The organism is Saprospiraceae bacterium (assembly GCA_016714025.1).
Taxonomy (GTDB): Bacteria; Bacteroidota; Bacteroidia; order Chitinophagales; family Saprospiraceae; genus Vicinibacter.
The window spans coordinates 2112659-2127034 of sequence record JADJOB010000002.1; the positions used below are offsets into that span (position 1 = coordinate 2112659).

The following is a 14376-nucleotide window of genomic DNA, read 5'->3' on the forward strand; positions in this document are numbered from 1 at the left end:
ATTGCAAAAGATTTAATTCTACACCACTAAGATACCACAAGTCTGATAAATGCTGCTTTTTTATAGGTTTTTTCAAAATATTTAACGCAGGCTTGCTTCTGATACAAATCTCAGAGTCGTTGAGTTTAGGATATTATTGCAAGATTCTGGCCAGAAATTTCGGGATCCAACTGTTGTCTTAATCGTGCATTGGTTGGGTGTTTTAATTCAGGATCTCTCAGCAAGATGGCTTCGGCAAGTTTGCGGGCAGTGAGCAGAATCTGCTGATCTTCAACAATATCGGCTACTTTTAGCGCAATCAAACCACTTTGTTGGGTCCCATCCAGATTGCCCGGGCCTCTGATTTTAAGGTCTTCTTCGGCGATCTCAAAGCCATCATTGGTGCGGCACATAATCTGAATCCGGTTTTTCGCATCTGGACTGAGTCGATCGGCACTCATTAAAACGCAATACGATTGATCGGCTCCTCTGCCAACCCGCCCCCGAAGTTGATGCAATTGTGCCAAACCAAATCGTTCGGCATTTTCAATGATCATGATGGAAGCATTTGGAACGTTTACGCCTACTTCAATGACTGTTGTGGCCACCATGATTTGGGCCCGTTGTTGAATAAATCGCTGCATTTCCAATTCTTTGTCTTTGGGTCGCAGTCGACCGTGCACCACAGCAATTTGATAGCTGGGCATTGGAAAGGATTCTAACAACTTTTCATAACCCAATTCTAGGTTCTCAATATCCAATTTTTCAGATTCTTCAATCAGAGGAAATACTATGTAAATTTGACGGCCGAGTCGAATTTGATCTTTCATAAATTCAAAGAGCTTGCCGCGAAGGATTTCAGTAAAATGTAAGGTTTTAATCGGCTTGCGATCTGGAGGAAGTTCGTCGATAATCGAAACATCTAAATCGCCGTACAAACTCATGGCAAGGGTTCTGGGAATAGGCGTAGCTGTCATCACCAGGATGTGGGGTGGAAGTGAATTGGATTTAGACCAAAGTTTTGCGCGTTGTTCAACCCCAAACCGGTGTTGTTCATCAATAACTACCAGACCAAGATTTTTAAATTTTACCGGATCTTCTAATACAGCATGGGTGCCAATTAAAATAGCAATGCTTCCTGCTTCCAATTGACTTAACAGTTTTTCCCGTTCTTTTCCTTTAACATTCGAACTTAATAATGCACAGGTAAATCCAGTGTCCTGCAATAGTTGACCGATGCTTTGATAATGCTGGTTAGCCAAAACTTCAGTGGGCGCCATAATGCAGGCTTGAAATCCATTTGAATTTGCAAGTACCATGACCAATAAAGCAACAATGGTTTTACCACTTCCGACATCACCCTGAAGCAATCGATTCATTTGTTTTCCCGAACTCAAATCAACTGTTATTTCTTCTAAAACTTTTAGTTGCGCTTTGGTCAACTGAAAGGGGAGTTTTGTTTTGAAAAAATTCAGATAACTATCTTTATTTAAGTCAAATTGAAAGCTAACGCTTTTGCTTTTTCGCAACATCATGGCTCGAATCATGCGCAATTGCATAAAAAATAATTCTTCAAACTTGAGGCGTTGCTTTGCCAGGTGCAATGCGTTGGCATTTGGAGGAAAGTGAATGTTTAATAAGCATTCATATCTTTCAGGTAATTGATATTTCTGAAGGATGTAATCTGGTAAATTTTCATGAATGGACAGGGGTTCAAGGTTTTGAAAAACATGAAATAAAATTCTTCGAAGTCCTTTCGTGTCAAGGCCTTTGGAAATTAATTTTTCATTGCTCGAATAGACCGGATCAAATCGAAGTTTGTTTTGAGGAATCGCTGGATTTAATTCTTCTAATTCGGGATGTGCCATGGATTTCTGTAATCCGGACAGGTTTAATTTTCCATAAATAATAAACTCCTTTCCGGACTCAAGTTTTTGTCTAATCCAATGATAATTTTGAAACCAAATCAATTCAAGAAATCCACTGCCATCTTGAAAAATTGCTGTTAATCGTTTTGTCTTGCCAAATCCTTTTTCATCGAGGCTTTGAATTTTGCCTCGTAATTGATAATAAGATCCTTCCTGATTAATTTCATCAATGCGATGGATGATGGTTTTGTCGACATAACGAAATGGATAATATTCAATCAGGTCTCCAAGTGTGCGGATGTTTAACTGTTCCTTTAATGCAATTGCTTTTTGAGGGCCTACACCTTTCAAAAATTCAATTGGACTGTCTGGATATAGTTTTAATGAACTCATAAAGCAATGCTCCCGCAAAATAAGAGGGATTCTGATAAACATTCGATCCTTTTATTCCGTTTAGTTTTATTATGGATTCTATAAGGCAAAAACAGGTATCGGAGCTTCTTAGACGTCAATTCAGCTACGTGCTTGCTGGTGAAGGTGCCTACATCTATGGAAATAGCGTTTTGGTGACCATTACCAGTGTTTCAATAAGCCCTGATTTTAGCCTGGCTAAAGTGTATTTGAGTATCTTTAATACGGAAGATAAACAGTCGGTCATTTTGGAAATGGAAGAACATTATGCGCGTTTAAAGCAGGCCTTACACCAACGGATTAAAAAACAAATCCGAACTATGCCTGAATTAAAGTTTTATATTGACGATATGATGGATGAAGTGTATAAAGTAGATGCCCTGTTCAAGAAGTTTGAAAAGTAAATAGTTTATAATAAAATCACTCCCATTATTTCGGAATCGGGGATCCATGCGGATCAGTTTCTGGATATCCCAATTGTTCATCCAGCCGATTTAAATCATCTTCCGATAAATGGTGCTCAATGAATTCTGCATCGTCATGGATTTGGTCAGCATTCAGGCCTAATTCTTCTACTAAAAAGGTTTCCCACAATCGATGCGCACGCACAATTTGATTGGCTCTGATTCGGCCTTGGTCTGTTAGTTGAAATCCATTTTTAAAAGAACGCATCAGCCCGAGGCGTTCCAACTTTTTCATCCATTTGATTAATTGAGATTCTGTTTGTCCGGTAATGCTTGAAAATTGATCTATGCTTACCGATTCATGGATTGGATTCTTGGATGCTCTTTTTAAGATATCCTCTATAAGAATCCGTTGTTGAAGATTTTTGCGAGCTCGTAAACGTGGTATAAAGCCACGTTTAGGAGCGAATAAAGCTATGATGGTATATATGAATGTAGTCATAACAGCCATGGAAGGCCCTACAGGAAAGTCAAATGCAATGGAAAGAATTAAACCCAAAATTGCCGAAAGCGAACCTAGTAGACTGGCCCAAATCAAAACCCGGTGAAGTCGATCTGCTATCAAAAGAGCCGCAGAAGCAGGGGTAATTAACATAGAAACTACCAGGATGACTCCTACGCTGCGAAGTGAAGCCACAACCACCAATGACAACAATAACATCAGCAAATAATGCATGGCTCCTGAATTGATCCCCATGGTCCCGGCAATAACCGGTTGGAAGGTGGTTACAAACAGAGGCCTGTAGAATACAATAATGATTAAAGTAACCAGCATCAGCATAATAATGCTCATATAAAGGTCTTCCTGTGAAACGGACAATAAGTTCCCAAATAAAAAATCCTTTAAATCCAAATGAACTCCCTGTTTGCCGCTGATCCAGGAGATTCCAATGATGCCAATGGAAAACATAAACGTAAAGATGATCCCGATGGCAGCATCATTTTTAATCCGAACTTTTTGTTGCAACCAGGTGATTAAAAAGGCGGAGAGTAATCCCGCAAGTACTGAACCAACAAAAAAGCCGAGGGTAGAGTAGCCAGCAACAATAAATGCAAGAACGATTCCAGGTAAAATTGCATGGGAAAGGGCGTCTCCAATTAAAGCCATGTTTCTCAGTACAATAAAACATCCAAGCATGCCACACATGGCACCAACTAAAATGGAGATAATTAAAGTTCGCAATCCAAGATCCGAGCTAAAGAACTCATATAAATAACGAAGTATTTCTTGCATATTTAAAATAAAGTTCAAATATATCAAAAAATTAATTTAGACAAGACTAAAATATTAATTTAAAATATCTATGGTAAACAAATTTAGCATGAATTAGAACGCTATTTCTTTTGAAACAGGCTATTCGCGATAATAAATGAATAAGCTCCTTAAAATGGGAAAAGGTTTCTATAGGAATGAACCCTATTGTGTAGAAGCTCCGAAATAGATTTTCCCGCTAGTGGGAGATTGAAAAATTAATCTTATTTTTTACCCATGGTATCCTGGGTAGATTTGGCTTTCAGGAAATTGTTAAAAAAATCAACGCCTTCATTGCTGATCTGATTGGCAGAAACCGGTTTGTTGTCTTTATCCATAAAAACCAGTGCATTGCAGCCATTTTGATAATAAAGATCCATTTCCTGAAAAACATCTCCATTTCTCTGGCAAACCAGACGTGCTTCAGGTAAACACATATCGGTAAGATTGGCTTTTTCCTCTGTAATAAATGATAATATGATTGCTACAGCTTGCTGATTGTCAAAGCTCATGGATACATTGACCTCCTTTTTTAAGGAAATAATATCAATGCTGGTGCATTCCTGACGAAGTTTAGTCAGCAGATCGGCACTGATCCCATTATATTCAACCTTTTTACCAGCTCCGGCACTTTTTGAATTGCTGCTCTTACCATCATTTTTACAAGCTATAATAAGCTGTAGGAAAACTAAAATCAGGAGTGTTGTTCTCAAAATGCGCATAGAAAAAGACTTTAATTGAATTTATAATTGAGGCCCAAAGATATAAAATAACTAATCATTTTGATTTCCCGATTGCCATCCGGATACTTATAAATGGGTAGTAAAGATCTGGTGTACCGTGCGGTTAAAGCCCAGTTTTCAGTATAGAAATATTTTAAGCCTGCGAGCCAACTAAAATCAAAGGGTTTGAAATCTTTATCCACCCCACTAAAACTTGAGCTGGATACCAATTTACCGACTGAAAAACCGCCAAAAAAATGCATTCGGTAATATTCCTGATCCGCTTCCAGATTCATCCAATCCTTTACGACAAATAATACCGGGACATCCAGATAATTAAGGGTAAATTTTATGTCGGTCAAATCATTTTTTGTGCTTCTGCTGCCTCTTTGATTAAAAGAAAATTGAATTTCCAGGTCCGTAATCTTAGAAATACGGGCTGTTCCATATACCGCCAATTGATAGCCGGGTTTATGGAATCCAAAAACCTTGTCTCCATCAATCTGAGCTAAGCAACCTGCTGCCTGGATGCCCCCTCCAAAGGTCTGACTTTCAAGGGGATTTGTGGAAAGCAGGACAACCAATAAAGCAGAAAACACTATTTTAATCATGCATCAAATTTAAAGCTTTTGGAAAATGAAGCTCAAAATAGCTTTCATTTTGTTTTTTCTATATACATTAACCCAATATTCTTAAGGTTTAACATATTTATTTTTTTTATATTGATTGAATTCTTTATAGCTTTACCCTTCGGAATATTCTTTAGATACCATGAAATATACCCGCAACAATCTCAAAAAACTTGAAGACCTGTGTTCGGCTTTAACTTACAAGGTTCGATATGAACAAGGGCATTTCCAATCCGGATATTGTATCGTATCCTCTAAAAATATCATCGTAATCAATAAATTCTTTGATATTGAAGGTCGTATGAATTGCCTGATGGAATTACTTCCCGAATTAAAAGCAGATCCCGCTTTGTTGGATGACGAATACAAGGATCTTTACAAAAAAGCCATTTCAATGCGTACTGTCCAGGAGCTTGAAATCTAATTAGCCTGGATTACCGGATCAATGTGATCGTTCCTATCTTTTGTATTTCTGTTCCATCCAATCGTAAGGCTATGGCATGATAAACAAATACGGCTGGGTTCATATGTTGTCCATTCATTAAGCCATTCCAGCCTGCTGCCAGATCGTTTACCTGAAAATGCTGATTTTCAAATACCAGGTTGCCCCAACGATCAAACAATTGAAACAACTTAACTTCCTGTATACTTTCCCCTCCAAAAACAGTGACCCAATCATTGATTTGATCTCCATTGGGTGTAAATACATTGGGTATATAAATATCGGTTTGATTGTTTACTAAAATTTTTACCTGGCTTACGACTTCGCAACCATAGGAATCAGTAAAACGTACTTCATAGACTGCATCATGCAGTGCTTGTAAATTTGGTTCAAGACAATCCGCACAACTCAATCCGGTTGATGGAGTCCATTCAATTTTTACCGGATTAAAGTTGAGAAGTGGCTTTAAAGTAATTTTATCTCCAAGGGTAAGTTTAATTTCAACAGGAAGGTCTGCAGCCAATTTTTGCGGCTGAAATAATAGAATCGAATAGCTGTTCTCGCAGCCTATCGAATCTTTGATAAAAACAGTATAACTACCAGGTTTTAATTGATCATAGACAGTCTGTTTACTATAAGTAGTTGGATCGTTTAAAGCAAATAAAAATTCCCGAATGCCCTGAATTGCTTTGATTTCAATCTGCCCGTTGTCATCACCAAAACACAGAATAGAATCTACTGTAAGCAAGGCACTTACTGTATCTATCAGTAAGTCGGTATATATCAAACTATCACAGCCAAATTGATTGCTAAGACTGTCAATATAATGGCCACTTTTAGTGTATACATTCGATCCAATTTGAACAAATTGTCCTTTGCATTTTAAATAATTGAATTGTTGCTGATGGTTGGGATTTACCTGCAGTTGTGTTTGGATGATGCTGTCACAACCTTTAACTGTGGTGAGGCTATCAATGTAGGTTCCGCTGTTGGTGTACTGATGACTCCCTACTTGAATGGATTCGCCTGCACATATCGTATAATTCAGTTTATTATTTGAGGAAGGATTCACAGTGAGTTGGGTATAAATGATACTGTCACAAGAAGAAATTGATTGTAAAGTATCTAAATAAATTCCTGAGCTTGAATAGCTTTTATTTCCAACTTGAATAAAATCACCACTGCAAATTGTTTGAATATTTTGTTTTGAATAGACTGGATTAACTACTAAATTGGTTACCAAAATACTGTCGCAACAAAATACATTTTTAAAAACGTCAGTATAGCTGCCGCTTTGATCGTAACGCTTTGAACCTACTTGTACATATTCGCCTTCACATAATTTAAAAGTTTGGGTATCAACAGAAATTTGGGAATGATCTACTACATTAAAATACAAAGTATCAGAGCTGCAACCAAATTCATCTCTTGCAACCAGTTGGTGGGGGCCCGATGGAATGGAGTCAAATGCTCCGGAAGCGGTCCATGAATTTTGATCCAATGAATAATAATAAAAAGGAAACGATCCTCCGGCACTCACATGAATAAACGATCTTGGATTGCAACAATCAATTTCGAAATCTGCACTGTCTTGCTTTAAACTTAATTTATTAATGAACTTTACAATTTGTACAGTCCGTTGTACACTACACGAAGTCGAATCCCGAATATCTATGACATAATTTCCAGGCAACAAGCCATTAAAGCCTCCATCATTTTGCCAGCTGCCTCCATTGATTCGGTATTGATAGGGTGGAATTCCTTCCAATCCGGTTATTACAATTCTTCCGGAATCTTTGCAATTTAACCCCTGAACCCATAACAAGCTGTCCCGCAGTTTATGTTTGTATTCTCCGACTTCAATAATTTCAGGAATGATGCAATTTCCAATCTTGACATAAATGGTATAAAATCCCGCATAGGGCAGTTCATAAAAAATTTGTTTCCAGAATCGAACCCCATCCATTGAGTAAAGTGCGGCACTGTCTTCGGGTTTTTCCAAAATATGAAGTAATGCTCCTGAAAATGAACCACAACTATCTGATAAGCGTAAGTCGTACTCCAGTTTTAATTTTTTGACATGCACCGTTAAAGAATCGCGGTAATCAAATCCGCAAAAATCTTTATAGTGAATAAAATATTTCGTTGTACTATCTGGATTGAAAATTGGATTTTGTATGCTTGCGTTGCTAATACCTGTAACCGGGCTCCATTGATATTTATCAAATTTTGGACTGGCTGCAATTTGTATGGATTCTCCATCACAAATAGTATAATCCGGCAATTTGTTAATTCCTGTAATGTAATTTAAACAAATTTGTTGAACGTTAATGGCACCTCCGGTTGCAGCGGTAAATCCAAAATATACATTTGGATCGTTGTTAAAAATCGAACGTATGATGTCACCGGAATAACGCAATCGTAAATTACAATCAATATAAACTTCAATGGTTTGATTGGAAGCACTCCAACGGATAAGTGCCTTGTGAAATTTACAATCCTCAGCATTTGCATTTCCAGGAAACATGCCTACCGGTCCTGATAAATTATCCGATGCAGCATGATCTACATTTCCATTGCGCATTAAGGAAACATGATCATAAAACGGATCCGAAAAATTGGCATTTTGCCAGGTATCAAATTCAACTGCCAGACTGGGAATTACTCCCTGATACCCCAAACCGCCTCCGGTTACACCGATCGATGTGGATATGGGTTGAAATACAAATGCTATTCCATCAGCTCCATTGGCATCGATGCATCCTAAATTCAGGTCAAAGTAAATGTCAAAACTTTGGAGTAAACTTACTTTGTCTTCATACCAAATAGATCCAGTTTGATAATTTCTTTCTTCAGTCAATAAATAACAATCATTGCCGAGCTGTCTTGCATCTTTGTTTGTGATAAATTTTTTGTTATTGATTACTTTACAACTATCGGGAATGTCAATTTGCAAATTTGCCTGACAATTATGAGTATCTACAACCGTCAAAACATAGGAACCACTTAAGAGCAGTTGAAAATAGGGAATGGTTTGTGACCCACTTCGTTTATCTAGTTTATATATATAAGGCTTCGTACCTCCACTTGCATGTGCAGCCAAGGTTCCATCACTGATACAATGAGTTGGCGTGATGCTGTCTAATGCTAAATTGAGGTTTGGATAGGTTTCAAAGTCAAGCTTAATGCTGTTATTAGATAAATAAAAATCAAGTTGATTGTCCGGATTTCCAATGGTAATAATCAATTCATGTTTGCCTGGATTTATTTTAATGCAGGGAATTTTTATTAAAGTAGACTCAGTAGGATTTAACATTCCTGTCCAAATAATACTGGATGGTGTAACTCCGTCTAAACTGTAATTGATTTGTACCGAAGAGAATTTTTTAGACCCGTCATTGCGTAATTTTAAACTTGCACACAGACTGTCAGCGCATAGATCGTTACTAAAACTGAGATTCAATGCAGCTGCATCGTAATCACCGGGTGGCAGGCATCCATTTGATTGGATGAGTGATTTTCGGGTGGATTCCAACGCCGCAATCATCCGAATTCGTTGACCATCGGTAAAATGAGCCGGACTACAGGAAGTATAATCCATATAATTGGTATTGTCATCCGGTAAATCCGGTAAGTCATTGGTACAGGAATTTGTATTGCAGGGTGCAAAGGAAGACGAATTGTCTGGTGGGGTATCACAAACGCGGTCTCCATCCAATAAACAATTGGTATTGGTACAGCCCCCATTAAAAGTATGATTTAGTGAAAAGTAATGTCCCATTTCATGAGCTGTTACTACAGTACCTCCTACAGAATTCCAGTAACGACTTTCCTGGACAATACCATCTACTGAACAAGGTGCCCCTGGAAAATAAGCATATCCTGCCAGGCTGCATCCAAAATTGGTATTAAACAAATCGGTTACCAACCAGATATTGATATACCTTGTACAATCCCAATTATCTAACATCTTGATTGCCCCATCACTACCAGCATCGGTTCCTGGATTACAGGTAGGATCCGCAACCAGTGTACTGGCTGTCCTGGTGATCCCGTTGGTTGGCTGTCCGTTAGGATCTCTGCGAGCCAGACAAAACTGAATGCCACAATCCACTCCATTGGCAGCCATAAAGGGTCCTGAATTTGAAAATGCTTGATTTAAATAATCCAGTCCTTGCTCAACTTGGGCATCGGTAAGATTATTTCCCTGGCCTACATTGGTGCCCGGTGGGACGATCAAATGAATGACAACAGGTAAGATATAATTGGCTTTGGAACGAGGGTTCACTTTTTTTTGCTGAAGCGCCAGACTTTGATTGTAAATCAAACGTTCCATGTCTTCCACCCGCTTTTTATAAAAAGTATCTGTTTTCAATAAAGTTTGATGCATTTCATCAAAAGCACAATATTGTGCATTCCCTGAAGGCATTCCAAGGATGAGGAAAAAAAGAAAAACAGAAAATGATTTACTCACCTGCATAGGGTATGTCTGATAACAAGATACAAATTAGGGAAAATATGCTGTATCAGGGAAAGTATTTTTTATTTATTTTAATCTGTTTGTTTAATAAGCAATTAAATTCAAACGAATTACAGAACTATAAAATTGCAACTTGGGTATTAGTATAAAACTCGTTGTTTTTAATTGGTGTTGTTTATTATAATGAGTTTGAAATTAAAAACAAAGTAAAGTAAAATGCATGCTGAAGACTTTGAGTTTAAAAAGAGCGCCTTCTTCCGGATAATATTCCATAAATGTTTTTTTTACATGTCTGCGGACACGAATTAATGCCAAAAGGAAATAGCAGGTTTTAAGTCTTTAATTTATACTTATTACTTAGTCGTTTTACTTCCCATTTGGATTCCTATTTTTTCATATTCCTCATCATTTGCTTCCCACAATTCAATTTTATTTCCTTCAGGATCCATGATGTGAATAAATTTACCATAGTCATACGATTCAAGGGTATCTGTTATCGTGACGCCTTCTTTTTTTAATTCTTCAACAAGTAATACTAAATTATCAACCCGGTAATTGATCATAAACTCCTTCATTGATGGTGCAAAATAGCTGGTCGTTTCTTTAAACGGACTCCATTGTGAAAATCCTTTTTTACTGGTGTCTACTCCCTGCCGCCATTCAAACACTGCACCATATTGGTTGGTTTGGAGGCCAAGATGAGTTTGATACCAGGCTCTTATGCTTTTAGGGTCTTTGCATTTAAAAAAGATGCCGCCAATTCCTGTGACTCTTTTAAGTTCATTGCCTTCAGGGGTCTGTTTTACTAAAATGGTTTTAAATGCAAAACCAAAGCAGAAGGAGGTAGCGATTGCTATGGAAAATAGAATTATTTTTTTCATGTTTGCTTTATTTTAATGTGTTGCCTGGGAAGGTATTTTATTAAACAGGTGAAGGTATTCTAATTTAGAGTATTTTGCAATACTACATAAGCATTTAAATTACTTTTGTTCTGGGGAAATTCTTGTACATGAAATTCTAATGTTGTTGCTATTGAATAAAACACGATCTTAGTCTTTTAATTAAGAATAATCCTTATGAAGGCGATCCTAGTATGTTGCATTTTGTTGATAAGTGGTATGAATAAAAGCATATCCCAAAATTTCATAACCGGTGTTTATGATCGTATTGATACAACTACCGTCACTGATCTTGAAACGGGGCTAACCGATAGCAGCATTTCTAAAGTTATTGGTCTTTTTTTGGATGCAGCCAACTGCGATTCTTTACCTATAAAATTTAAGGCCCAAGATTGCAGTGCTGAAGAAGCCCAGGTGAGGCTATTAAAAGCGATTGAATTCCGATGCAACGGTATTTTGCAAAGGGCTTGGGAAGGAGAATGGAATATAGAATCTTTTAATCTTGTCATTTACAAAGTAAAGCAACCACCCAGAACGATCCATAATATGGGATTTGATTTTACTGATAAAACCAGGAAGCTTATCGCAAATATAAAATCTGGCGAAAAACTAAAATTTGACCGAATTATTATAAACCATCCACTCAAGGGACAAGTCATTGCAGGATTTTCATTGCATGTACTATAAGCAGTAGCTATAGATTGATGTTTATTCTCAAGTAATAAATTGAATTCTTAAGACAGCCTTTTTAAGCATTTTAATCCACAACGCAAGGAAGCAAGGAAGCAAGGAAGCAAGGAAGCAAGGAAGCAATAACACTTCTAACTATCAACTATCAACTATCACCTATCACCTAATTCATTTCAAGCAAGGAAGCAAGGAAGCAAAGAAGCAAGGAAGCAAGGAAGCTGGGAAGCAAGGAAGCAAGGAAGCAGGGTAGCAATAACACTTCTAACTATCAACTATCAACTATCAACTAACAACTGTCAACATTCATCTAATTAATTTCGCGCAGAGACGCGAAGAAAAAAATAATATTTAGCTCTTAAACCAGCTCACTGAGCTTAGTCTCTTAGAACCACGATTCGCTCCGTCCAAACCCGATCTGTTGTATTCATTTTTATTAAATACGTACCCTCTGGGATGTTATCCGGGATTGTGAATTTTAAACTGTGCTGTCCTTGTAAATACATTTGTTTACTTTGTAAATCGATGATTTGCTTGCCATCTTGTGTGCACAAATTAAAAGCAACATCCTGGTCTTTGTTTAACACAAACCCAACTTGAATCGATTGGTTGTTTACAGGATTAGGGTAAATCGGATAGAGTTTGCTTTCAATATTCTCGATCCCCGCTTCGTTTAAATCGGGTTTCGATGAATTTAAAATTATGTTTTCATCTCCCGGTTGGTAAACAACATAAGTTAAAGGCAAATAATACATTTCATCTGAAGTGCCTTCTCCCCATGTGATTGATTTGGGTGGATCGTTTGGATTGACCGGATTATTTATTGTATTATCATAAGTTGCAAAAGCATGGATTTCCGAACCTGCTGGCAACACAATTAATTTTTTGAAATAATAGCCTCCTTGCCAGTTAAAATCCCAGTCTTCAATTTTAATCAATGGAATTTGTGATCCATCCGGAAGTTTGGCATAGGCTTCCCATTTCTTGCCCAATTTATGGCAATGAGGCCAGATGCCTAGTAAACTTACTTTAAATGGAATTCTATATACGCCATGAAATTCTTTTACCTGATTTGCCGGTATGATAAAAGGCCCATTTACTAAATCATAGGGCAACATAATTTTATTTTGAACTTTCCGGGGTGCTGGTTTTTTTGCAAAAAATAAATTGACCGTGGAACTATCAGATTCATCTATGCTGCTGGGAGCATAATGCATTTGTAAAACCAGATCGGATCCTTTTTTAATAGTTTGGGACATGCCGCTGGTAAATACATTAGGCTTTTGACCAGGTACATATCCTGGCAGTTGATTGTCTAAGGAAACTGCGGATCCTCCACCGGTATATCCATATTCTGGTGATTTTGCATCTTCTGCTCGCGCTTTCCCTGTTTCATCAGCCCAAAATAATGTATGATGTACAACCTTACTATTTCCAGGTCGCATTTCCAATGCAATCAATTCTTTGTCTTCAGTTAAATTGGTGGGCAATACAAAATAGCGATATTCATCAACATCATTTCCTTTGTGAACATACGATTGGGAAAATGAAATTGCCAAATCAGGTGTTCCAATTTGCGAACCTTTTGGAAAATTTGGAAAAGCGGGTTCTTTTGATGGATCTCCTTGTGGCATTCCTTTTAATACCCAGTTTCCAATGGTTGCAATTTCATCATCGCTGAGATAATTTTCCAATTGGTACTGTTGATATTTTGGATCTGGTTTCCAGGGTGGCATGTATTTTATTTCTGTCACGTGTTTGATGGTGGATGCCCAACTGGCCACCTCATTGTAATTGGTCAAGGCAAATGGAGCAATCTCGCCCGGACGATGACAATTGCTGCAATGTTTATATATAAGTGGCGCAATATCCTCTGAATAATTCTGAGCAAATAAGCTAAAACCTAAACTAAAAAAACAGAGAGTATAAAGGTATTTCATGATTGCATTTATGAGTAACTGAATTAAAAGTACAAATATTCTTGAAAATAGGCCATTAATTATCCCAATGACTTAAAAAACAACCGATAGCAACTGTTTTTCGAAAGGGGAGTTGCTGGCCGCTTACAATGCCCTGAAGCACATCTTTTAAATCGAATTCGCTTGCTTTTTTTCTGCGTTTACCAATTGCTACAAATAAATTATCAATACGCCCCTGATAGAGTTTTTGATGCCGGCTTTCATTGATAACGACCACTTCAGGTAATACTGAAACCTGATATTGGTCGGCGATCATACGCTGTAAATCTAGTTTGCAGGGCATAGGCAATTTGTATTTTTTATTAAATGTTTCTACGCTTTGTTCGGTAGAAGTCGCATTTGGAAATAAAGCAGTAAACTGAATAGAATCATTGGCAAATTCTTTTTCAATTCGCTTAATTTCAGAAATATAGGCCTGGCTGATTTTGCAATCTTCTAATAAAAAAAAGTAAATCCCATAATTTGACTGTGTAAATGACGTTAAGCTGGTAACAAAAAGTGCGGCGCACAAAAGAATTATGTCGCATGTATAATTTTTCATACAACTTTGACTTCATGATTTTC

11 protein-coding genes are annotated in these 14376 nt (G+C 37.4%); 3 read left to right on the plus strand and 8 right to left on the minus strand.

Annotation, left to right across the window (positions count from 1 at the left end):
• Positions 1-125 precede the first annotated feature (125 nt).
• Positions 126-2240, minus strand: a complete 2115-nt coding sequence (gene recG / locus IPJ80_11550; protein MBK7914121.1) for an ATP-dependent DNA helicase RecG — start codon at positions 2238-2240, stop codon at positions 126-128.
• Between the two features lie 71 nt (positions 2241-2311).
• On the opposite strand from recG, the gene IPJ80_11555 reads away from it, so the two are divergent.
• A complete protein-coding gene (locus IPJ80_11555) occupies positions 2312-2662 on the plus strand; it encodes a ribosome-binding factor A (GenBank protein ID MBK7914122.1) in 351 nt (116 codons plus the stop codon).
• Positions 2663-2687: 25 nt separating this feature from the next.
• Here the strand turns inward: IPJ80_11555 and IPJ80_11560 are convergent, their stop codons facing one another.
• From IPJ80_11560 to IPJ80_11570, 3 genes are all read right to left on the minus strand, one after another.
• Positions 2688-3956 (minus strand): metal ABC transporter permease, encoded by a 1269-nt coding sequence (locus tag IPJ80_11560; GenBank protein ID MBK7914123.1) that lies wholly within the window; start codon positions 3954-3956, stop codon positions 2688-2690.
• Positions 3957-4198: 242 nt separating this feature from the next.
• The gene (locus IPJ80_11565; GenBank protein MBK7914124.1) at positions 4199-4696 is read right to left on the minus strand and encodes a hypothetical protein; all 498 of its coding nucleotides are present in this window, start codon (positions 4694-4696) and stop codon (positions 4199-4201) included.
• An 11-nt stretch (positions 4697-4707) separates the two neighbouring features.
• Positions 4708-5307: a PorT family protein gene (locus IPJ80_11570; GenBank protein MBK7914125.1), complete on the minus strand. Its 600-nt coding sequence runs from the start codon at positions 5305-5307 to the stop codon at positions 4708-4710.
• A gap of 160 nt (positions 5308-5467) precedes the next feature.
• Here IPJ80_11570 and IPJ80_11575 point away from each other — a divergent pair, with 160 nt between their 5' ends.
• Entirely contained in the window at positions 5468-5749 is a 282-nt protein-coding gene (locus tag IPJ80_11575) for a hypothetical protein (GenBank protein MBK7914126.1), read from the plus strand.
• A gap of 10 nt (positions 5750-5759) precedes the next feature.
• Here IPJ80_11575 and IPJ80_11580 read toward each other — a convergent pair whose 3' ends face one another.
• Positions 5760-10241 carry a gliding motility-associated C-terminal domain-containing protein gene (locus IPJ80_11580; protein MBK7914127.1) on the minus strand — a complete coding sequence of 1494 codons (4482 nt, stop codon included), beginning with the start codon at positions 10239-10241 and terminating at the stop codon, positions 5760-5762.
• A 359-nt stretch (positions 10242-10600) separates the two neighbouring features.
• The gene (locus tag IPJ80_11585; protein MBK7914128.1) at positions 10601-11059 is read right to left on the minus strand and encodes a VOC family protein; all 459 of its coding nucleotides are present in this window, start codon (positions 11057-11059) and stop codon (positions 10601-10603) included.
• Positions 11060-11323: 264 nt separating this feature from the next.
• Between IPJ80_11585 and IPJ80_11590 the strand changes: the two genes are divergently transcribed.
• Positions 11324-11833, plus strand: coding sequence for a hypothetical protein (locus IPJ80_11590; GenBank protein ID MBK7914129.1), 510 nt, complete (start codon positions 11324-11326; stop codon positions 11831-11833).
• Positions 11834-12210: 377 nt separating this feature from the next.
• Here the strand turns inward: IPJ80_11590 and IPJ80_11595 are convergent, their stop codons facing one another.
• Positions 12211-13773, minus strand: a complete 1563-nt coding sequence (locus IPJ80_11595; protein ID MBK7914130.1) for a T9SS type A sorting domain-containing protein — start codon at positions 13771-13773, stop codon at positions 12211-12213.
• Between the two features lie 55 nt (positions 13774-13828).
• Positions 13829-14353 carry a redoxin domain-containing protein gene (locus tag IPJ80_11600; protein MBK7914131.1) on the minus strand — a complete coding sequence of 175 codons (525 nt, stop codon included), beginning with the start codon at positions 14351-14353 and terminating at the stop codon, positions 13829-13831.
• Positions 14354-14376: the final 23 nt, after the last annotated feature.